This window comes from Antiquaquibacter oligotrophicus, from assembly GCF_020535405.1.
Classification (GTDB): Bacteria; Actinomycetota; Actinomycetes; order Actinomycetales; family Microbacteriaceae; genus Rhodoglobus; species Rhodoglobus oligotrophicus.
Map to the genome: position 1 here is coordinate 404,071 of NZ_CP085036.1, position 20,909 is coordinate 424,979.

Genomic DNA, 20,909 nt, shown 5'->3' on the forward strand with positions numbered 1-20,909 from the left:
GCTTCGAGCCTAGCGTTGGGGGCGATCAGACGCCGCCTCCACCGCCACCTCCGCCACCGCCACCGGACGAACCGCCACCCCCGGAACCGCCGCTGGAACTACTCGAGGAGCTTCCCGAGTAGGAGGATGAGACGGAGGAGGCCATCGAGCCAATACTCGAGGCGAAAACTGCCGCGTTGAACGTCGACGTGCCCGAGTACCAGTGCGGGTTCTCCTCCGTGTAGTACCGACTGAGCTCCTGCGCCCACTCCCGTTCGAGGGAGAAGAGAACGGCGTACGGGAGGAGCTTCTCGTAAAGATCGAGCACCTGGCGTGGGTCGGTCGTCGAGACCGTCTCGCGCTCGGCGCCGGTCGGCGACTGCAGCATCCGGAGTCGGTCGGCTTCGGCGAGCCGGATGTAGAGCTGCAGCCCCTTGAGATGGTCGCGCAGCTCAGACCCCTTCGCCGTGAGCGGCACCCGCACGACGAGACCAAAAACGACAAACACCGCGACGACCGCAGGAGCAACGAGGATGAGTGGCCACGGCCCGCCGATCGCGTTGTCGACCATAAACACACCACACAGGAAGGTGGCGACGGTCGCACCGATCACGAGCACGATGGGGAGGGCCGCGACGATTGCACGACTCGGCGAGCGGTAGTCCTGCTGTGACGCGCGCGCCGTGCCCATCTGGACGAGAGCACGGACTCGCTGACTCAAGACCGTGTCGCTCTTGGACATCAGATATCCCGTTCCGGGCGCCAGCTCCCAGCCGAACAGCGCCGTCGCGAGGTCACGTTCCGACTCGTCCAAACCCGTCGGATCGAGAAGCTCGAGAAGGTAGTCGTTGCCGCGAGCGAACCAACCCTGCGCGGGACTCTCGACGATGCGAATGTGCCCGCGGACGGCCATATCGACAAGCATCGCCGCAACCGCCTTGCGGGTTTTGCCGAGGATAACCGCCGACGTCATGATGCCCGCCTCGCGTGGCGGTGTGTACTCGGCGATGATCGTTGGCCTACCCGGCGCGTCAGCCAGAGTTGTCGACCGGAGCACAATCGCGAGGACCAGCGCGAAGGCGACACCGAGTAGTGACACGAGCTGGAGCCACCCGAGGTAGGAGCCGAAGTAGCTGTCGTCGCGCGGGACGAAGGTTCCCGGCTCGAACCCCACCGAGAGGGTCATGTTCTGGTAGGCGCCGAGCCCCGACACACTCGACGTGAGCACAACACCGTCGGGCTCGGACGCCGTCTGAAGGTCGCACGTGTTCGTCGACCCCTCGAATCCGTAATAACACGCGGCGTCGCCGGTCAGAGAGTCGGCGAGCGCCTGTGGCACGTGCACTCGCGCCGTCACCGATCCGAAGGGCTGCGCCCATCCGGTGCCGTTGGTGTCCCAGTAGAACTCGTCGGCGTCCGTGTTCTCGAAGTATCGAGTGACATTGCGCTGGGTATACGTGAACACGTAGGTCTGCGCTCCGTGCACGTAGTCGCGCGCTGCACTCGTGACGAGCACAAATCCGTCGTCGTCCGTCTCTACCTCGAACGGGCGCGGGTCGCCGTTCTCGTTCGTGACCGAGAGTACGTCGACATCGGTGGGTGCACCGAGGTACCGCGAGGGGATGGCTCGCCTCATCCCGCGGTTTTGGTCGTACTCCGGGAAGACGGCGACAAACTCCTCGACCGTCCTGAGTGTGCTTCTCCCGTTCTCGTCAACGTCGAGGTAGTAGTCCACCGAGAGACTTTCGAACGTGAAGTCGTCAACCCCGGCGACAGCTGACAACGTCGTCGACGCCGCCTGCACCGAAACGGGCGCAGCGGCCAGGACGGTGGTGCTCATGAGCACCAGGGCTACGGCAGCTCTCGTGATCGCTTTCACAGCAGCCACGGTATCGGATGAGGTGTCTCGCTAGGCTCCCATCATGAGCAGCGCCGCGGTGGAACGTTTTCGGGCTCTCCTGCGAGTACCGACGGTGTCGCGACTCGACGTTGCGACCACCGACTGGCCGCAGTTCGAACGATTTCGCGGTCTGCTCGAAGAGCTCTACCCGCGTATCCACGAGCATCTCGACCGCGACATCGTTGCCGGGCACTCGCTTCTCTTCCGCTGGAAGGGTGCGTCGAGCGAGCGCCCTCTCGTCCTTCTCGCCCACTACGACGTTGTTGACCCCGGAACTGCCGAGTGGCAGCATCCGCCGTTCGATGCGGCACTCACGGATGATGGCCTCACCGTGTGGGCGCGCGGTGCCCTCGACGACAAAGGCTCGCTCGCGGGCATCCTCGAAGCCGTCGAATCCCTCCTCGAGTCGGGCCATCACCCCGAACAGGATGTTTATCTCGCCTTCGGGCACGACGAGGAGACTCGGGGTTCCGGTGCTTTGGCGATAGCGGACCTGCTGGCCGAACGCGGAGTGCACCCCGCTCTCGTGCTCGACGAGGGCGGCGCGGTCGCCCTCGACGGCTTCCCGGGGGTCGACAAGCCGCTTGCCGTGGTCGGTGTGAGCGAGAAAGGCACCACCGTCGTGCGGCTCGTCGTGAATCAGCCGGGCGGACACGCGTCGACCCCGCCCCGGGTGAGCGCGACAGCGCGACTCGCACGGGCCATCGACCGGATCACTCGGCATCCGTTCCCGGTGCGACTCTCGCCGCCCGTGCTCGCCATGCTGCGCGCGATCGCACCTCATGCGAGCGGGGTCACGCGTGTCGCGCTGTCGGCCCTCCCCCTCTCGACGCCCATCGTGGAGCGTGTACTGGCCGGATCGGATGAGACGCGAGCGATGATTCAAACGTCCTGTGCCGTCACGACCCTCACCGCGGGCCACGCCGTCAACGCCCTGCCCGAGAGTGCGGAGGCGACCGTGAACCTCCGTATCGCCGTCGGTTCCTCCGTCGACGCGGCGCTGCGGCACCTCACCACGGTCATCGCCGACCCGGGAGTCCACATCGAGATCGTGAACCGTGGCGAACCGGCACCCGTCTCCCCCACCGATGGCCCGGGGTGGGATGCCATTGCCACCACCGTCGGAGAACACTTTCCCGACGCCGTCCTCACCCCGTACGTTCAGACCGGCGCGACGGATAGCCGCCACTTCACGCGGCTCAGCGCTGCCGTGTATCGCTTCACGCCGTTCCGCGTTTCACGCGCCGAACGAGATGCCCTTCACGCTCGCGATGAGCGGCTCAGCGTCGCAAGCTTCGAGGAGGGCATCCGGTTTTACCGGGATCTCATCGCCCGGTTCCGCTGACGCGTCACTCGGACTCTGGGCCCGCCCAGCGACCCAGCTCGGCTGGTGTGTCCGTGATGATGCCGTCAACGCCGAGCGTGATCGCCTCGGACCAGGTTCCCTCATCGTTGAGCGTGTAGAGCATGACCCCGAGCCCCGCAGTGTGGATACGGTCGACGACCTCGGGATTGCGTTGCACAAACGACATACTCGTGACGATTCCGATCGCGCCGCACGTCCCGGCGAGAGCCTGGGGGTCGCCGTTGACCTCGCGGCTGATGATCACACGTTGGATGCTCGGCGCGACCTGTTGGGCCGCTTGCAGTGTCTTGACGTCGAAGCTCGCGAAGACCACACGCTGCTGCAGATCCCAGTCGTGAACGAGATTGGAGACGATGATGACCTGTTCTGCCGTCCACGACCCCTTGAGTTCGATGATCGCGTGCTTGCCCGACGGCTGAAGGATGCCGAGGAACTCGGTGAGGTGCGGCACCCGGATGCCCGCGAAGTCGGGCGAGACCCAGGAGCCGGCATCCAGCTCGCGCACCTGCTCCCACGTGGATGCCCACACCGGCCCGGTCCCGTCGGTGGTGCGATCGAGTGTCCAATCGTGCATGAGGATCGGTACACCGTCTGCGGTCAGCTGCACGTCGGTTTCGACAAACTCCGCCGAACTCTCGAGGACGGCTTGGAGCGCGGGGAGAGTGTTCTCCGGTCCGCCCTCTGCGTCGCCGCGGTGGCCGGCGACATAGCCGACCTCGCCGGGCGCTCGAAGCGTCGAAAACGTTGTCGCTGCTGGCCCTGTCTGGGGTGCAAGCACGATGACGATGGCGAGAGAGAGCGCACCCGAGATCACCGCGAGGAGCTGGGCGGCGAATCGCCGCCACCGGTGCGCTGTCGCCATCGACACGCCTTTCGGGCTTCGGGTCCACCCCGCGCCGTTGCGGGACCCCACCACTGTAGCGTGTTCGTTACCTTTTCGTTACCTCAGGCTCAGTCGGCGATGCGATCCAGCTCCGTAGCGATCTCGGCCCTCGTCGGAATCGACGGCACGGCGCCCGCACGCTGCACGGAAAGCGACGCGGCAGTCACCGAGAACCGAAGAGCCTCGGCGTCGGGCATCCCTTCGGCGAGCGCTACAGCAAGCGCGCCGCAGAAGGTGTCCCCGGCGCCCGTCGCATCCACAACGTCGACAATGGGAGCGGGCACCTCGACGGGGGCCTTCTCCCGACGTTGGAGGATGGCACCCTTCGACCCGAGGGTCAGAACGACAACAGGTACGAGGTCGAGCAGGTTGGTGACACCGGTCGCTCCGCGCAACTGCTGCGCCTCGAGCTCGTTGACAACCAGGACGTCTGTCGCGTCCAGGAGGGCAGCAGGAAGGGCCGCCATGGGCGCAGCGTTAACGATCACAAGGGTGCCGGAGTCACGCGCGCTTACGGCAGCCTCGACGACCGAATCGATCGGGATCTCTAATTGCGCGAGAAGCACGTCGGCGTCCGCGATGACGGCACGGTCCTCCGGCCGTATCCGAACGTCGGCGTTGGCGCCAGCCTCGACGATGATGGTGTTCTCGCCGCCCGGTTCGACAGCGATGAGGGCTCGCCCGGTGGGAGCCTCGATGACACGCACCGCGTCGGTGTCGATCGAGTCCTCGGTGAGGCCCGCAAGGGTCAGGCGTCCAAAGTCGTCGGAGCCGAGGCACCCGACAAAAGCTGTCGAAGCGCCGGCACGCGCTGCGGCGACCGCCTGATTCTGGCCCTTGCCACCACGAGCCGTCATGACGCCGTGCGACAGGATCGTCTCGCCCGGCGCCGGAATCGCCTGAACCGCGAACACCTCGTCGACGTTGGCACTGCCCACGACGACAACGCGCGGTGGCGTCACAGCAGGGACTTGGTGTGCCACACCGTCTTCGTCTCCGTGAACGCCACGATACGGTCCAGGGTGGGTGCCGGAATACCCGGATGCGGCGGCACAACGCGCTTCAGGGTGTCGGCTGCCGCGATCTGAAGGTCGACCCACTCGAGGTCGCCGGCGCCCGTGAGGTCCAGCGCGTTGACGTCGGCGTGCGAGGCGAGCCACGGCGCCAGTTCCGCGGGTGACCCGGTGAGTACGTTGACAACTCCCCCGGGCACGTCGCTCGTCGCGAGCACCTCGGCGAGGCTGATCGCCGACAGCGGGGCTCGCTCACTCGCGACAACAACCACCGTGTTGCCGCTCAGGATCGCGGGAGCAATGACCGAGACGAGGCCGGCGAGGGAGCCAGCCGATTGTGGCGCGATGATCGCCACGACACCCGTGGGTTCGGGCGTCGACAGATTGAAGTACGGGCCGCTCACGGGGTTGCCGTTGCCGGCGGCCTGCACGTATTTGTCCGCCCAGCCCGCGTACCAGACCCAGGCGTCGATGGCGGCGTCGATCTGTTTCGCCGCTGCCGCGCGAGAGGCCCCCTCGGTAGCGACAACCTCGTCGACGAACTGTTCGCGTCGGCCCTCGAGTATCTCCGCGATGCGGTACAGCACCTGCCCGCGGTTGTAGGCCGTTGCTCCCGCCCAGCCGGAGAACGCGGCGCGCGCTGCAACGACGGCATCGCGGGCATCCTTACGACTGGCCAGCGACGCGTTGGCGAGGAAGTCACCCTTCGTGGAGACGACCTCATAGGTCCGCCCACTCTCGCTGCGCGGGAACTTACCCCCGATGTAGAGCTTGTAGGTCTTGGGAACGGCGAGACGAGTCACCAGCTTCCTCCCTCGAGGTAGGCGGCGAGGCCGTGGCGGCCACCCTCCCGGCCGTAGCCGGACTCCTTGTAACCGCCGAACGGAGACGAGGGATCGAACCGGTTGAACGTGTTCGCCCACACAACACCCGCGCGGAGTTGGTCGGCCACGGCGAGGATCTTGGAGCCCTTGTCGCTCCAAATACCCGCCGACAGCCCGTACGGCGTGTTGTTTGCCTTCGTAATGGCCTCCGCTGGCGTGCGGAAGGTCAGAACGCTGAGCACCGGGCCGAAGATCTCGTCGCGCGCGATGCGACTCGACGTCGAGACGTTCGTGAAGATCGTCGGCGCGAACCAGAAACCCTTCTCGGGAATCTCGCACGGCGCACTCCACCGTTCGGCACCCTCCGCTTCTCCGATATCGCTGAGTTCACGAATGCGGTCCAGTTGCTCGCGAGAGTTGATCGCCCCGATGTCGGTGTTCTTGTCGAGCGGGTCGCCGAGCCTGAGTGTCGACATACGGGCCTTGAGGCGCTCGACGACCTCGTCATGGATGCTCTCCTGAACGAGCAATCGGGACCCGGCGCAACACACGTGGCCCTGGTTGAAGAAGATGCCGTTGACGATGCCTTCGACCGCCTGGTCAATCGGTGCGTCGTCGAACACGATGTTCGCCGCCTTACCACCGAGCTCGAGCGTGACCTTCTTGCCGGTTCCTGCCACCGACTTCGCGATGGCTCGACCGACCGCCGTTGATCCGGTGAAGGCGACCTTGTTGACATCCGGATGATTCACGAGGGCCTCGCCCGTGTCACCCGCGCCCGTCACAATGTTGACGACCCCGGCCGGGAGATCGGCCTGCTGCAGGATCTCAGCGAAAATGAGTGCGCTCAGTGGTGTGGTCTCGGCCGGCTTGATCACGACCGTGTTGCCCGCCGCGAGCGCCGGGGCGATCTTCCACGCGAGCATGAGCAAGGGGAAGTTCCACGGAATCACCTGCGCGGCGACGCCGAGCGCCCGAGGGTTCGGACCGAGCCCCGCGTAGTCGAGTTTGTCGGCCCACCCCGCGTAGTAGAAGAACCATGCGGCGACGAGCGGGACGTCGACATCCCGCGACTCCTTGATGGGCTTGCCGTTGTCGAGGCTTTCGGCAACCGCGAGCTCACGCGCGCGCTCCTGGATGAGCCGCGCGATGCGGAAGAGATACTTACCGCGATCGGCGCCCGAGAGCTTCGACCAGGTGCGATCGTAGGCGCGGCGCGCGGCGGCAACGGCCGCATCCACGTCCTTGGCGTTGGCGTTCGCCACCTCGGCGATACGCTCCTCGGAGGCCGGCGAGATCGTCGCAAACGGCTTTCCGTGTCCCTTGACGAACTGCCCGTCGATGAAGAGCCCGTAGCTCTTCTGCAGGTTCAGCACACTCGTCGACTCCGGCGCGGGTGCGTAGTCCAGAAAACTCATGAATCAGTCCACCGTCACGTAGTCGGGGCCGGAGTACCGGCCGGTGCGGAGCTTCTGCCGTTGCAGCAGAACATCGTTGAGAAGGCTCGAGGCGCCGAACCGGAACAGGTGCGGCTGCAGCCAGTCCTCGCCGACCGTCTCGGCGACCGTCACGAGGTACTTGATGGCGTCCTTCGAGGAACGGATACCACCCGCGGGCTTGACTCCGATGCGCTCGCCCGTGAGGCGGTGCCAGTCGCGCACCACCTCCAGCATGAGAAGCGTCACGGGCAGCGTTGCCGCGGGTGACACCTTGCCGGTCGACGTCTTGATGAAATCCCCGCCAGCCAGAATGGACAGCCAGGATGCCCGGCGAACGTTGTCGTAGGTGGTGAGTTCACCGGTCTCGAGGATGACCTTGAGGCTCGCATAGCTTCCGTCGTCGCGTCGGCAGGCCTCTTTGACCGCAACGATCTGGTCGAAGACGAGACCGTAGTTGCCCGCGAGGAACGCGCCGCGGTCGATCACCATGTCGATTTCGTCGGCACCGGCGGCCACCGCCTCCGCCGTGTCGGCGAGCTTGACGTCGAGCGACGCTCGGCCACTGGGGAAGGCCGTCGCGACTGCGGCAACCGAGATGTCGCCGTCGTCGGGGTCACCGTGGGCGGCGCCGAGGGCGTCAACGGCGAAGGGCACCATGTCGCCGTACACGCACACCGCCGCTACGCGCGGGGTCTCGGCATCCGTCGCATCCGGTGTGATGGCCTTGGCCACGAGCGAGCGCACCTTGCCGGGGGTATCGGCTCCCTCGAGTGTCGTGAGATCGATGAGTCGGATGATCACGTCGAGGGCTGCAGCCTTCGACGTCGTTTTGATCGAGCGGGTGCCGAGAGCGGATGCCCGTTGCTCAAGCCCTACCGCATCCACTCGCGATAGCCCATCCAGGTACTGCCGGAGGGATCGCTCGGTGAGGTCGGAACCGATGAGCTTCACTGCTCGTTCGGCGGGGGCGAGAGCCGCCCCTGATTGCCTGGATGCGCTCATTGCCTCAGTCTACCGAGCGACCCTCCACACCACCCGAGACAGTCGGCGACCGTGCTGCCTCGACACCGCGTGGCACCCCTATGCTGGCCGCATGGCACAGTGGGCGCTGGCAGTAGACCTGGGCGGAACGAAGATCGAGGCGGCGCTGGTTGACGCGGCCGGTGCAGTCCTCCCCGGTTCGCGGTTCCGTCTCCCGACGGGGGGTGGCTCGTCGAGCGCAGAGTTGGAGGCAGGCGCGCGTGCCGTCATCGGCGCGGCCTACGCTGCCCTGCCTCCGGGCGAGAGCCTTCTGGGAGTCGGCATCGGCTCCGCCGGGCCCATCGACGTCCACCGCGGACTCGTCTCCCCCTTGAACCTTCCCGCGTGGCGCGACTTTCCGCTCCGCGCTCTCGCCGAGGAGGTTGTGCCGGCGACTCCGGTCGTTCTACGTATCGACGGTGAAGCGATCGCCCTCGCCGAGCAGTGGGTGGGCGCGGCGCGCGGCAGCGACAACCTGCTCGGGATGGTGGTCTCGACCGGCATCGGCGGTGGCCTCATCCTCGGCGGCCGCGCGCTTGCTGGCCCCACCGGAAACGCCGGCCACATCGGACACGTCGAGGTCGGCGGCATGAATGTTCCGTGCCTGTGCGGTGGAACGGGGTGCGTCGAGGCCGTGGCATCCGGGCCCGCCACAACCGCCTGGGCACGCGCGCAGGGGTGGGCAGGCTCCACGGGCGAGGACTTGGCCGCAAGCTACGCTGCCGGAGACGCCATCGCGAGGGCGGCCGTACAACGTTCGGGCACCGCGGTCGGGCAGGCAATCGCCTCGGCGACGGCGCTCCTCGATCTCGAGCTTGTGGCCATCGGTGGCGGCTTCTCGCGAGTCTCTCCGGACCTCTTCGGGTTCATCCGCGAGGCGATCGCGCGCCGCAGCCCGTTCCCCTTCGTCGCCAAGGTGCGTGTGGTTCCCTCCGGCCTATCCGACGAGGGGCCGCTCATCGGAGCGGCAGCCCTCATCCACCGGGCCGACTATCGCTCGGAGGTCTGAGAAGCCAGCTCGTCCTCGACGAAACGGGGCTTCGCGAGCACGACGGCGCAGAAGCACGCGGGGAGGGTCGCCGCGAGAAGCACGATGAGAGGCACCGTCCAGTCGCCCGAGGCGTCATGCACCAGTCCGACAACGAGCGGACCGAGCGCACCAACGCTGTAGCCGACCGCTTGGGTGAAACCGCTGAGCGCTGCCGCCGCTGACGGGGTTTTTGTCCGCAGACCCATGAGCGCCAGGGCGAGGGGGAAGCTCACTGGCCCCAGCCCCACGAGAGCGACCCACACAACCGTGAGGGTTGTCGGCACCAGAAGGAGTCCGAGGTAGCCGACCACAAAACATCCGAGGCCCGTCCAGATGACGGGGGCGACGTTTGTGACACGCGCGGCGATTGCCGGGCCGAGCAGCGAACCGGGCAAACCCATGACCGCGAAGACACCGAGCAGCACTCCGGCCTGGGTGGCGTCGACACCCGCCCGCTCGACGAGCAATTGCGGAAGCCACGCGAACATGGCGTAGGCCCCGAAAACGGTGACACCAATGGTGAGCGCGATCGCCCACGCGGTGATGGAGCGCCAGAGACTGCCGAGAAGGTGCGGCGGCGGTTCAGGCAACTCCTCGTCGAGCTCATCGTTGCGCGTGCTGCGCCGCTGCCGAACAACAAGAAGCAACCAGGGAACGAGCGCTACCGCGGCGACCACAGCCCACAGTCCGAGCGAGGCACGCCACCCTGCTGCATCGGCAACGGGAGAAGCAATGACGGCGGGTGTCGTCGCGCCGATGGCGAGCAGACTCGCATAGAGCGCGGTAACAGTACCGATGCGGTCGGGGAAATACTCTTTGACCGCCGCCGGCAGCAGGATGTTGGCGAACCCCATCCCCGCCAGAGCGACCGCGGTGCCGACCGCGAGGACCGCGTAGTCGCTCGCGAGCGCCCGGATGATCGGGCCGGCGACCATCGCGAGGCACGCAAGCACAATCGTCGCCTCGAGCCCGACCCGGCGAGCAACCCGTGGAGCGACGAGCCCCGCGGCGGCGAACGCGACGGGCGCGAGAGTCCCGATGATCCCGAGACCAACGGCATCCACCGCAACGTCCTCGCGGATGTGGGAGGCGATCGGCGACAGCGCCGATACCGCCGTGCGTAAGTTGAGCGCGAGCAGGACGATACCGATGAGGACCGTCGCGCGGCCCCGCCAGAGGGCACGACGTGCCGGCGCGATCACGAAGGAGTCCGCGGCGCAATCCCGAGGATCTCGCGGGCGATCTCCTCGTCTCGAGCGATCTGGTCGATGAGCGCCTCAACCGTTGTGTACTTGACCATGCCGCGGATGTGCTCCACGAACTCGAGCGTGACCGTCTCGCCGTAGATGTCGAAATCCTGATCCAGCGCGTGCGCCTCGACCTGTTTCTCCGGCACACCCTCGAACGTCGGGTTGTTGCCGATGGACACGGCAGCGGGGTACCGAACACCTCGGACCGTCAACCATGCGGCGTAAACGCCGTCCGCCGGTGTGAAGCCTTCACGTTCGGTGGCCAGGTTCGCGGTCGGATATCCGAGTTCGCGTCCGCGATGCGCGCCATGCACCACCGTCGCGCGCACGCTCGGGAGTGTGCCGAGCAGGGCAGCAGCGCCCTTGACGTCGCCCTGCGCGAGAAGCTCGCGCACCCACGTCGACGACACACGCCTCGTGCCATCGGGAACAACGTCGTCAATCACAACGACCTCGAAGCCGAGCTCCGCGCCCAGACGCGTGAGCAGGGCGACGTCACCCGACCCCCGAGATCCGAAACGGAAGTCACCACCGACGAGCACAACACGTGCGCGAAGAGCCTTGACGAGAATTTCCGACACAAAGGCCTCGGCCGACATGGTGCGGAACTCCTCGTCGAAGGTCACCATGAGAGTCGCCTCAACACCGGCCTGAGCGAGCAGTTCGGCCTTTTGGCTGTTGCTCACGAGCGGGTCCGGGCACAGCTCCGGTCGAATCACGCTGAGGGGATTGCGGTCGAAGGTGACCACGGCGGGGACGAGCTCCCGCTCCGCCGCGATCGACAGCAGGGTCGCAATCACGGCGCGGTGTCCCGCGTGCAGCCCGTCGAACTTGCCGACCGTGACCGCACTCGGACCGAAGTCGCTCGGTACGTCGCGAGCGTCTGTCCAGAACTGCACTACGACTCCTCGGGACGCGGTCGTGTACGCACGAGCCAGAGGATGCCGAGAACCGGGAGAACAAGCGGAATGAACAGGTACCCGCGACCGAAGTACGACCACACCGTGTCATCCGGGAAGTAGTCGGCGTGGATGAGACTCAGAGTGCCGACAACGAGAACACCGAGCATCTCGATGGAGATCGCCACCCACGCGACGCGGTACCACGCTCGGCCCTTCCCGATGAGAGCGACCGTGGCGAGGATGTAGATGAGTCCGGCGAACCCGGACAGGAGGTAGGCAAGGGGTGCCTCGTCGAAGCGGCCGATGATCTGCACGGCCGATCGTGCGGTCGCGGCGAGCGCGAGCACGGCGTACACCGCGATGAGCACGCGGCCGACTCCGACCGCGCGCGAAGAGAGCTGTGACATCGGCGTTAACTCTAGGCCGTCGCGCGGGTACTACTGGCCCTGGATGAACCAGATGACGCTCATGCGGTAGACCATCACGGCGATCGCCAGGCACGCGACACCCACGATGACCGTGCTCCACCGGTTCCGCTCGATGAGGGCCCAGAGCACCGCGAGTGGAGGTAACAAGACGGCCGAAATCAGGTACACCCAGAACTCCAGGCCGCTGCCCGTCGGAACGTTGCCGAACGCGGGCGCGACGATCGCCAGGACGACCTGAACAATGAGAAGCACCTCAACGAGAGCCGCAGAGCCGAGCACGAGGTCATTGGGTGCGCGGCCGGCAAGACCGAGCGCTACCGCGAGCAGACCTGCGATGACGGCCACAGCGACGTGCGCTGTGGTGAACCACTCGATCATGACGACGGATCCTCCACGGGAAAATTGGTGAGCACGCGAGCGGTGCCATTCGTAACGGTCACGAGCCCGACAAGTCGGCCGTGTGGGTCGACGGCCGCGACCGGCGAGGCGTCCGGCGTATCGAGAGCAACACGTTTGCCATGACCCAAGTCCACGGTTGTGGCCGCGTCGAGTTCGACGACGGGGAAGAGACGAGCGGCAACGTCGGCTGGCGAAACGACGTGCTTCGCGAGCTCGTCGTCGATCGCCGCGGCATCCATCACGTCGAACACTCCGACACGCGTTCGTCGGAGCGCGGTGAGGTATCCCCCGACACCGAGCGCGTCGCCGAGATCTCGGGCCAGGGCACGGATGTAGGTGCCCGACGAACACTCGACCGTCGCCGTGACCTCGATCCACTGGCCGTCGGAGTCCTGCCCGCGCGTGAGTCCGAACACCTCGAAGCTGTGCACGGTAACGGGACGCTCCGGCAACTCCACCGCTTCGCCCTCACGCACCCTGGCGTAGGCGCGTTTCCCGTCGACCTTGATCGCACTGACGGCGCTCGGCCGCTGTAGGATCGGCCCGGTGAGCCGCGCCACCTCCTCACGCACGCGGTCGTCGGTGATTGCGTCAACGTCCGTCGGTGTAGCGCGTGAGGTGATGTCGCCCTCGGCGTCGTCAGTGGTCGTGCGTGCACCGAGGCGGATCGTCGTCTCGTAGGTTTTATCGAGTCCGACCATCCAGGTGAGCAGTCGCGTCGCAGAGCCGATGCCCAACACCAGAAGACCGGTCGCCATGGGATCGAGCGTTCCGGCATGCCCGATCTTGCGTGTTCCGAGGGCACGACGGGCCCGGGCAACCACACCGTGGCTCGTGAGTCCGGTCGGTTTGTCGACGAGGAGGATGCCGGGCGCCACGGATTCCGATTGCCTGGCGACCATAATTCGATCCTAGGCGCGGCCCACAGCAAGGCTGACCGCCGGCCGCCACCTAGGATCGACACATGCGGGTGGGCGTGATCGGTGCGGGCGCCGTCGGCGGTTCCCTCGCGGCCCTCCTGGCGCGCGGCGGCCACGACGTCGAGGTCACCGCGCGCGGCGCGCACCTCGAAGCCATCCGTGCTGCGGGCATCCGGCTCACGGGCGCATGGGGTGATTACACGGCCGTCGTCGAGGCGAACTCGGTGCTCACCCGCGCGCCCGAACTGGTCATCGTGGCAACCAAGGCTCAGGATTCGGTTGCGGCGATCCGCGAGAACATCGCCCTCCTGCGCGGCGTGCCCGTGCTCGTGGTGCAGAACGGTCTCGACGCTATCGATGCTGCGACGGCGGCCAGTCCGCGATCGGATGTAGTTGGGGGCCTCGCCGCCTACGCGACGAGCTACCTCTCCCCTGGTGTCGTCACCGTGACGACGGCCGGCAACCTCTACGTCGGCGTCGCCGGTGAGGATGACGTGCCAGCACGTTATGTCGCGTCGGTGCTGAACCCCGTCATTCCCACGACGGTCGTGCAGAACTTCGTGGGCGCGCAGTGGACGAAGCTCATCATCAACCAGGTCAACGCTCTCCCTGCGATCACGGGTCTGAGCGTGCAGGAGGTCGTCGCCGATGCTCGGCTGCGTCGCATCATGACGGCGAGCATGCGTGAGGCGGTGCGCACGGGCCTGCGCCGGAAGGTCCGTTTCGTGTCACTGCAGGGCCTCGGGCACCGGTCATTGCGACTCTTTGCCGCGCTTCCCCTCGCGATCGGTGGGGCGCTCCCCTCGCTTATGAGTGCCAGGATCGGGAAAGTTCCGAATCCGGGATCGACTCTGCAGAGCATCCGTCGCGGTCAGGCGACCGAGATCGATTACCTGAACGGCGCCGTCGTGCGCGAAGCCGAGTTGGTTGGTTCCACGGCACCCGTGAATGCGCTGCTCGTGACGCTCGTGCACGACGTGGAGGACTCGGGCGATTTCCTCACGGCCGACCACGTGTGGTCTCGCTTCCGCGCGCTCTAACAGCTGTCGGCGAAGATTCGGCGCGGCCGCTCGGCATCGGTGTTGTCGACGATTGCTGAAGCGCGCGTGCGAGGGTTCGCCTCGGCGAGGTACAGGCGTTCCCCGCCGGCGTAGCGCTCGCTGCGCGGCGCGGCGCCGTCCACGGTGGCGCAGCGCTCTCGTGCCTTGTCTACGTCGACGTCGAGCCACACCGAGAAGTGCCACAGCCCACGCAGTTCCGGCCGCCCGAGGAAGGGCCCGTCGACAATGAGGGTCGCGTCCTGCGGCCCGGTCTTCCATTCCATGACAACGGGGGTGTCCCGCTGGGCGTCGAACGCCGCAGTGACGAACCCCGCACTCCCACCGAGACGGAACGGTTCGATGAGCACACGCCGAAACTGGTCGTAGTCATACGAATCCTGGTAGTAGCCCTCCGCCGAATCGACCCCGCGCACCAGTCGCTCGGACTTCGGTCGCAGGAAGTCGTCGATGGATGCCCGAAACACGGCGTGCCCGTTGCGACCGAGTCGCTCGGCGAGGGCATCCGCGAAGGCCGCACGACACGACCCGTCGAGTCCGTCGACGGACAGCAGAGTGCGACCGCGCGTGTAGAACCCGAGGAACTCGTCGGCGAGTGAATCGAAGAACGCCCTTTTGTCGGCGGACCACAGCGGCATGCGGTCAGTCTAGTTTTCGACCGTGATTAGGGTGAGGGGATGGACATCGCCACGCCGCTCGGAGAGTGGTTCAACCGCGAGGGACGTGACCTGCCGTGGCGTCGCCCCGGGTTCGGCGCGTGGGGCATCCTCGTGAGCGAGGTCATGCTGCAACAGACTCCGGTCGCCCGCGTCATCCCGCGGCTGGCTGAGTGGCTTGCCCGCTGGCCGACTCCGGCGGATCTCGCTTCAGCACCACCGGGAGACGCGGTTCGCGCGTGGGACCGACTGGGTTACCCCCGGCGGGCTCTGCGATTGCACGCCGCAGCGACGGCGATCACCGAAGAGCACGGCGGTGTTGTTCCCCGGGACCTCGATGCCTTGCTCGCTCTACCGGGCATCGGGGAGTACACGGCTCGAGCCGTGGCCGCCTTCGCGTTCGGGGACCGTCACCCCGTCGTGGACACCAACGTGCGGCGTGTGCTCGCTCGCGCGATCGCCGGTCAGGGAGAACCGGGCCCGCCATCAACCCGACGCGATCTCGCGGCCATGGAAAGTGTTCTTCCCGAGAATCTCGACGCAGCACGTCTGACCAATGCCGCCGTCATGGAACTCGGCGCCGTCATCTGCACGGCCCGTTCACCTCGTTGCGACGCGTGCCCCATTAGCGACGTGTGCCGTTGGCGCGCCGCGGGTTACCCGCCGTACAAGGGAACACGGGCGACCGTCCAACCTCGATTCGAGGGCAGCGACCGCCATGTTCGCGGCCTCATCATGGCCGAGCTCCGCGCTAGCGAGATTCCGGTCACGGCGACGGAGATCGCTCGTGTGTGGGCGGACGACGCACAGCGCGACCGAGCCCTACAGAGCCTGATAGCCGACGGTCTCGCCGAACCGACCCAGGACGGCTTCACCCTTCCTGCCTAGGCTGGGAACGTGCCAGAACTGCCGGAGGTTCACGCTCTCGAGGTCGACCTACGTCGCAAACTCGCGGACCGTATCGTTGCACGCCTGGACGTCGTCGATTTTTCTGCGCTCAAGACGTTCGACCCACCTGTTTCAGTCCTTGAGGGTTTGCCCGTGCTGAGCGTTGAGCGACACGGAAAGTTTCTGGACTTCGGCATCGGCAACTACCACCTCGTTGTCCACCTCGCCCGTGCCGGCTGGGTGCGCTGGAAGGATTCGGTTACCCCCGAGAGGCCTCGTCCCGGCCGCGGGCCGCTGTCGGCGCGCCTGCTGCTGGACGACGGCAGCGCGCTCGAGTTCACCGAGGCCGGCACAAAAAAGAGCCTTCAGTTGCACATTGTTCGGGACCCCGCGGATGTTGCGGGTGTGGCTCGGCTCGGGCCGGACCCGCTCGACCCCGCATTCACGGTGGACGTGCTGCAGGGCATCCTGAACGGACAGGGGCGAGCGCAGATCAAGGGTGTCCTGCGCAATCAGTCCCTCGTCGCGGGGATCGGTAACGCCTACTCCGACGAGATCCTGCACCGCGCGCGGATGTCGCCGTTCACCCCAGCGACCATGCCGCCGGAGCGTGTCGCTGCGCTCTACGACGCGCTCACGTCCACCCTGCGCGAGGCGGTCGAGCGAGCCGACGGGGTGCCGGCGAGCGAACTCAAAGGGGAAAAGAAGTCGAACCTGCGTGTCCACGGGCGGACCGGTGAGGCATGTGCCGTGTGTGGAGACACGATCCGCCAGGTGATCTACAGCGATTCGACCTTCCAGTACTGCCCGACGTGTCAGACGGGCGGAGTGCCGCTTGCCGATCGAGTGCTCTCGAGGTTGCTGAAGTGACGGCGCTCGCCGACCTGCTCGCGCACGTGGTTCTCGAACTCTCCGCGGCGGCCGTTCCCGACGAGGCTCTCGGTCAGCTTCGCGAGGCCCGGCGGCTGGGGCCCATCACGCGCCCGCCGGCCTTTGTGGCGGTCGGACGCGCGTGGCGATTGGGCGATCTGCTGGTCACGAGCGACGGACGATTACTCGCCACCGGTCACGTGGTGCGGGCCATCGTGCCCAAGGATTTCGCGGCAAACAAGGGGCCAGCCGAGGCGCAACGCCGGGAGTTGCAGCGCGCGGCGGCGAGGGGGAAGTTTCGACCCGGCGAGTCGGTCAACTACGGCTTCCGGGATGCTGTGGGCGACACCGTCGTCGAACGGGACGGCCGCTACATCCTGCGGCTCAGCTACGCCGATGTCCCGCTCGAAACGTACCTGAGCGACCGGGTGCGTCTGGCGATAGCTCCCGGGCCCGACTGAGCACTACGATCGCGGCATGACGGATGCCGTGCGCCGACGCTCCACCCGCGTGCCCAAGATCATCGCCATTGCGGGGCTCGCCGGGATGCTCGTGCTGTGGGTTCTGGAAGTGCAGGCGCTCACGTGGGAATCCGGCGACAGGGTTTTGCACCTGAACTACATCGGAATCGCGGTGTGCGTGGTCATCTCGGTCGCCGCGGCGTTATGGATCGCTCGCAGCACCCGTAGGGCGGGAGCGATCGTGGTGCTCGTGGTGAGCATCCTCATCAACCCGATCTGGCTGTTGCTCCTGATCCGGGCGCTCGGCTGAAACGTGCTTAGTTGTCGTCTTCGTCGTCGATGACCCGCGGCTTGACGTACGGATCTTCGTCGCCCGCGTAGCTCGCCTTTTTCGCGAGGTTCTCCACTTTGGCGTCTCGCGCAGCGGCTTCGTTGAGCAGCGTCTCGATGAGGGCCGCATTCTCGGGGATACCGTCAGGGATGAACTCGAGGGACGGGGTGAGCCGCGCGGTGATGTTTTTGCCCACCTCGCTACGGAGCATGCCCGTCGCGGACTTGAGTGCGGCGGCGGTGTCGGCTCGCTCCTCGTCCGATCCGTACACGGTGTAGAAGATCGAGGCGTGCTGAAGGTCGCCGGTCACTCGCACATCGGTGATCGTGACGAAGCCCAGGCGTGGGTCTTTGACACCGCGTTCGAGCGCCTGCGCAACGATGACCTTGATTCGGTCGGCCATCTTCGCCGCCCGTGCTGCATCCGCCATGTTCTTCCCTCTCCCGTCCTGCCGCGCGATTAACGGAGGTGGGGTGCCGGAACTCAGCTCCTGGGCTCTTGAGCAATACGCAGTATTGCGAACCTGCCCAGGCGCTGAGTTCCGGCACCCCGCCGGCTCACGTTAGACCCGCGGCTTTTCCTTCATTTCGATCGTCTCGATCTCGTCGCCGACCTGGATGTCGTTGAACTTGCCGAGTCCGATTCCGGCCTCGAAGTCCGTACGAACCTCGGTGACGTCGTCCTTGAAGCGGCGCAGGCTCTCGATCGTGAGGTTGTCGCCGACGACGACGCCATCGCGGATGACGCGTGCCTTCGCGTTTCTAGTGATCGTGCCGGACCGCACCACGACACCCGCAATGTTGCCGACCTTGGACGAGCGGAAGATCTCGCGGATCTCGGCCACACCGGACTGCACTTCTTCGAACTCGGGCTTGAGCATTCCCTTGAGGGAGTTCTCGATCTCCTCGAGTGCCGAGTAAATGACCGAGTAGAAGCGCACGTCGACACCTTCGCGCTGGGCGCGCTCGCGCGCCTTCGTGTCGGGCCGGACGTTGAATCCGATGATGATGGCGTTGTCGATCGTGGCGAGGTTGACGTCGCTCTCGGTGACGGCACCAACACCGCGGTGGATGATGCGCAGCTGCACGCTGTCGTCGACCTCGATCTTGAGGAGTGCGTCCTCGAGCGCCTCGACGGCACCGGAGACGTCACCCTTGATGATGAGGTTGAGGGCTTCGACCTTGCCGTCTTCGAGGGCCTTGGTGAAGTCTTCGAGGCTGATGCGCTTGCGAGCCTTCGCCAGCATCGCGTTGCGCTCGACCGCTTCACGCTTTTCGGCGATCTGTCGGGCAGTGCGGTCCTCTTCCGTGACGATGAACGTGTCACCGGCGCGCGGCACCGTGGACAGTCCCTGCACCTGAACGGGGCGCGACGGGAAGGCCTCCTCGACGGTTGCGCCGTTCTCATCCATCATCGCGCGGACGCGGCCGTAGGCCGTTCCGGCGACGATGGCGTCACCGACACGGAGGGTTCCCGACTGGATGAGCACCGTGGCGACGGCACCGCGACCCTTGTCGAGCTTGGCTTCGATGGCGACACCGCGGGCGTCCTTGTTGGGGTTGGACCGCAGGTCGAGACCGGCGTCGGCGGTGAGGAGCACCGCGTCGAGCAGCTTGTCGATGCCGAGGTTGTTCAGTGCCGACACGTCGATGAACATCGTGTCGCCGCCGTACTCTTCGGCGATGAGGCCGAACTCGGTGAGCTGCTGACGCACCTTCGCCGGGTTGGCACCCTCCTTGTCGACCTTGTTGACCGCCACCACGATGGGCACGTTCGCTGCCTGTGCGTGGTTGAGCGCCTCCACCGTCTGCGGCATGATGCCGTCGTCGGCGGCGACCACGAGGATCGCAAGGTCGGTCACTTGCGCACCGCGGGCACGCATGGCGGTGAACGCTTCGTGACCGGGGGTGTCGATGAAGGTGATCGCGCGCTCGATGCCCTCGTGCTCGGTCCACACCTGGTAGGCACCAATGTGCTGGGTGATGCCACCGGCCTCGCCGGCGACGACGTTGGCCTTGCGGATGGCGTCGAGCAGCTTGGTCTTTCCGTGGTCGACGTGACCCATGACGGTGACGACGGGCGGACGGATCTCGAGATCCTCGTCCGTCTCGTCCTCGAGCTCCTGGTCGAGGTCGAGGTCGAAGCCCGCGAGGAGCTCCTTGTCCTCGTCCTCCGGGGAGACCATCTCGATTTTGTAGCCGAGCTCGTCGGCGAGCACCTCGAAGGTGCCCTCGTCGAGGGATTCGGTCGCGGTCGCCATCTGTCCGAGGTGGAAGAGGGCCGTCACGAGGCTTCCCGGCTGAACACTCAGGCCGGTCAGCGTCTCCAGCTTGTCGGCGAGGTCCGAGATCGAGGCGCCACGGCGCAGACGGATGATCGTCTTGCCGTCACCGCGGGGAACGGCAACGCCGCCGAGCGAGGGGGCTTCCCTCAGCTCGAACTCTGCGCGCTTCGTCCGCTTCGACTTACGTGCCTTGCTCTTTCCGCCGCCGCGACCGAAGGCACCCGCGGTTCCACCGCCGGGTCCGCGTCCGCGACCGCCGCCTGCCGGCGGACGGTTCGGGCCGAAGTTGCTACCGGGAGCGCCGGGACGGAAGCCACCGCCGCCAGCTCCACCGGGACGCGGTGCACCGGGACGCTGCTGGAAGTTGCCGCCACCGGGGCCACCCGGACGCTGCTGGAACCCGGGGCGCGGCCCCTGGCCGGGGCCACCGGGACGCGGTGCGCCCGGACGCGGTGCGCCGGGTCGGGGCATCCCCTGGTTCGACGAGAACGGGTTGTTGCCGGGGCGCGGAATGCCGGGGCGTCCCATTCCCTGGTTCGACGAGAAGGGGTTGTTGCCGGGGCGCGGTGCGCCAGGGCGGGGGATGTTGCTGGGGCGGGGGGCATCCGTCGGCTTGGGAGCCGTAGCTGCTGCCGCGGCCTCCGCCTGTGCCTGACGCTCAGCGACCGTTAGGGGTGCTGCCGGAGTCGGCGGCGCGTCTGCCGCTGGCGCGCTTGGTGCGGGGTCGGCAGGCTTCGGCGCGGGCTTCGGCGCGGCCTTGGGTGCAGCCTTGGGCTTTTCGGCAGCGGGAGCCGGCTTGATGCCGTCCGCCTCGAGAGCGGCCTTGACGCGGCGCGCAACGGGCGGCGCAACACTGGAGGACGGTCCCTTGACGAACTCGCCCATGTTCTTGAGCTTCTCAAGAACGACTTTCGATTCGATGCCGAGCTCGGAAGCGATCTCGTGCACGCGTGGGTTTGCCACATTTCTCCTGTTCTAGGCCTGCGCCCAGAAACAGGGGCAGGCGAT

21 protein-coding genes are annotated in these 20,909 nt (G+C 66.6%); 7 read left to right on the plus strand and 14 right to left on the minus strand.

Features of this window, described 5'->3' with window-relative positions:
• Positions 1-25: 25 nt before the first annotated feature.
• On the minus strand, positions 26-1,819 hold the full coding sequence (locus tag LH407_RS02000; RefSeq protein WP_322132965.1) for a DUF2207 domain-containing protein: 1,794 nt from the start codon (positions 1,817-1,819) through the stop codon (positions 26-28).
• A gap of 82 nt (positions 1,820-1,901) precedes the next feature.
• Here LH407_RS02000 and LH407_RS02005 point away from each other — a divergent pair, with 82 nt between their 5' ends.
• On the plus strand, positions 1,902-3,224 hold the full coding sequence (locus tag LH407_RS02005; RefSeq protein WP_322132964.1) for a M20/M25/M40 family metallo-hydrolase: 1,323 nt from the start codon (positions 1,902-1,904) through the stop codon (positions 3,222-3,224).
• A 4-nt stretch (positions 3,225-3,228) separates the two neighbouring features.
• On the opposite strand, the gene LH407_RS02010 is transcribed toward LH407_RS02005, so the two are convergent.
• The 5 genes from LH407_RS02010 to deoC form a co-directional block, all read right to left on the minus strand.
• Entirely contained in the window at positions 3,229-4,107 is an 879-nt protein-coding gene (locus LH407_RS02010) for a glycerophosphodiester phosphodiesterase (RefSeq protein ID WP_322132963.1), read from the minus strand.
• 89 nt (positions 4,108-4,196) lie between these two features.
• Complete coding sequence (locus LH407_RS02015) at positions 4,197-5,111, minus strand: ribokinase (protein ID WP_322132962.1); 915 nt, start codon at positions 5,109-5,111, stop codon at positions 4,197-4,199.
• Complete coding sequence (locus LH407_RS02020; RefSeq protein WP_322132961.1) at positions 5,087-5,944, minus strand: aldehyde dehydrogenase family protein; 858 nt, start codon at positions 5,942-5,944, stop codon at positions 5,087-5,089. Before LH407_RS02020 ends, LH407_RS02015 begins: the two co-directional genes overlap by 25 nt.
• The gene (locus tag LH407_RS02025) at positions 5,941-7,383 is read right to left on the minus strand and encodes an aldehyde dehydrogenase family protein (protein ID WP_322132960.1); all 1,443 of its coding nucleotides are present in this window, start codon (positions 7,381-7,383) and stop codon (positions 5,941-5,943) included. Before LH407_RS02025 ends, LH407_RS02020 begins: the two co-directional genes overlap by 4 nt.
• Positions 7,384-7,386: 3 nt before the next feature.
• A complete protein-coding gene (gene deoC, locus LH407_RS02030) occupies positions 7,387-8,406 on the minus strand; it encodes a deoxyribose-phosphate aldolase (protein ID WP_322132959.1) in 1,020 nt (339 codons plus the stop codon).
• 91 nt (positions 8,407-8,497) lie between these two features.
• Here deoC and LH407_RS02035 point away from each other — a divergent pair, with 91 nt between their 5' ends.
• A complete protein-coding gene (locus tag LH407_RS02035) occupies positions 8,498-9,433 on the plus strand; it encodes an ROK family protein (protein WP_322132958.1) in 936 nt (311 codons plus the stop codon).
• On the opposite strand, the gene LH407_RS02040 is transcribed toward LH407_RS02035, so the two are convergent.
• Genes LH407_RS02040 through truB form a run of 5 tightly spaced genes read right to left on the minus strand, consistent with a single transcriptional unit; the run spans position 9,415 to position 13,335 of the window.
• Positions 9,415-10,656, minus strand: coding sequence for an MFS transporter (locus LH407_RS02040; protein WP_322132957.1), 1,242 nt, complete (start codon positions 10,654-10,656; stop codon positions 9,415-9,417). The genes LH407_RS02035 and LH407_RS02040 overlap by 19 nt on opposite strands.
• Positions 10,653-11,603, minus strand: a complete 951-nt coding sequence (locus LH407_RS02045; protein WP_322132956.1) for a bifunctional riboflavin kinase/FAD synthetase — start codon at positions 11,601-11,603, stop codon at positions 10,653-10,655. The genes LH407_RS02040 and LH407_RS02045 overlap by 4 nt, the downstream gene beginning before the upstream one ends.
• A complete protein-coding gene (locus tag LH407_RS02050; protein WP_322132955.1) occupies positions 11,603-12,013 on the minus strand; it encodes a hypothetical protein in 411 nt (136 codons plus the stop codon). Before LH407_RS02050 ends, LH407_RS02045 begins: the two co-directional genes overlap by 1 nt.
• Before the next feature lie 30 nt (positions 12,014-12,043).
• A complete protein-coding gene (locus LH407_RS02055; protein WP_322132954.1) occupies positions 12,044-12,412 on the minus strand; it encodes a hypothetical protein in 369 nt (122 codons plus the stop codon).
• On the minus strand, positions 12,409-13,335 hold the full coding sequence (gene truB / locus LH407_RS02060; RefSeq protein WP_322132953.1) for a tRNA pseudouridine(55) synthase TruB: 927 nt from the start codon (positions 13,333-13,335) through the stop codon (positions 12,409-12,411). The genes LH407_RS02055 and truB overlap by 4 nt, the downstream gene beginning before the upstream one ends.
• Positions 13,336-13,397: 62 nt before the next feature.
• On the opposite strand from truB, the gene LH407_RS02065 reads away from it, so the two are divergent.
• Positions 13,398-14,393, plus strand: a complete 996-nt coding sequence (locus tag LH407_RS02065; protein WP_322132952.1) for a ketopantoate reductase family protein — start codon at positions 13,398-13,400, stop codon at positions 14,391-14,393.
• On the opposite strand, the gene LH407_RS02070 is transcribed toward LH407_RS02065, so the two are convergent.
• Positions 14,390-15,049 carry a nucleoside/nucleotide kinase family protein gene (locus LH407_RS02070; RefSeq protein WP_322132951.1) on the minus strand — a complete coding sequence of 220 codons (660 nt, stop codon included), beginning with the start codon at positions 15,047-15,049 and terminating at the stop codon, positions 14,390-14,392. The genes LH407_RS02065 and LH407_RS02070 overlap by 4 nt on opposite strands.
• Positions 15,050-15,088: 39 nt before the next feature.
• Between LH407_RS02070 and LH407_RS02075 the strand changes: the two genes are divergently transcribed.
• From LH407_RS02075 to LH407_RS02090, 4 genes are read left to right on the plus strand one after another with little or no spacing between them, the layout of a single operon-like run.
• Complete coding sequence (locus LH407_RS02075) at positions 15,089-15,955, plus strand: HhH-GPD family protein (protein WP_322132950.1); 867 nt, start codon at positions 15,089-15,091, stop codon at positions 15,953-15,955.
• A 9-nt stretch (positions 15,956-15,964) separates the two neighbouring features.
• Positions 15,965-16,825: an Fpg/Nei family DNA glycosylase gene (locus LH407_RS02080; RefSeq protein ID WP_322132949.1), complete on the plus strand. Its 861-nt coding sequence runs from the start codon at positions 15,965-15,967 to the stop codon at positions 16,823-16,825.
• The gene (locus LH407_RS02085; RefSeq protein WP_322132948.1) at positions 16,822-17,286 is read left to right on the plus strand and encodes a glutaminase; all 465 of its coding nucleotides are present in this window, start codon (positions 16,822-16,824) and stop codon (positions 17,284-17,286) included. Before LH407_RS02080 ends, LH407_RS02085 begins: the two co-directional genes overlap by 4 nt.
• Before the next feature lie 16 nt (positions 17,287-17,302).
• The gene (locus LH407_RS02090) at positions 17,303-17,596 is read left to right on the plus strand and encodes a hypothetical protein (RefSeq protein ID WP_322132947.1); all 294 of its coding nucleotides are present in this window, start codon (positions 17,303-17,305) and stop codon (positions 17,594-17,596) included.
• 7 nt (positions 17,597-17,603) lie between these two features.
• Here LH407_RS02090 and rbfA read toward each other — a convergent pair whose 3' ends face one another.
• On the minus strand, positions 17,604-18,047 hold the full coding sequence (gene rbfA, locus LH407_RS02095) for a 30S ribosome-binding factor RbfA (RefSeq protein ID WP_322132946.1): 444 nt from the start codon (positions 18,045-18,047) through the stop codon (positions 17,604-17,606).
• A 132-nt stretch (positions 18,048-18,179) separates the two neighbouring features.
• Complete coding sequence (gene infB, locus LH407_RS02100; RefSeq protein ID WP_322132945.1) at positions 18,180-20,864, minus strand: translation initiation factor IF-2; 2,685 nt, start codon at positions 20,862-20,864, stop codon at positions 18,180-18,182.
• Positions 20,865-20,909: the final 45 nt, after the last annotated feature.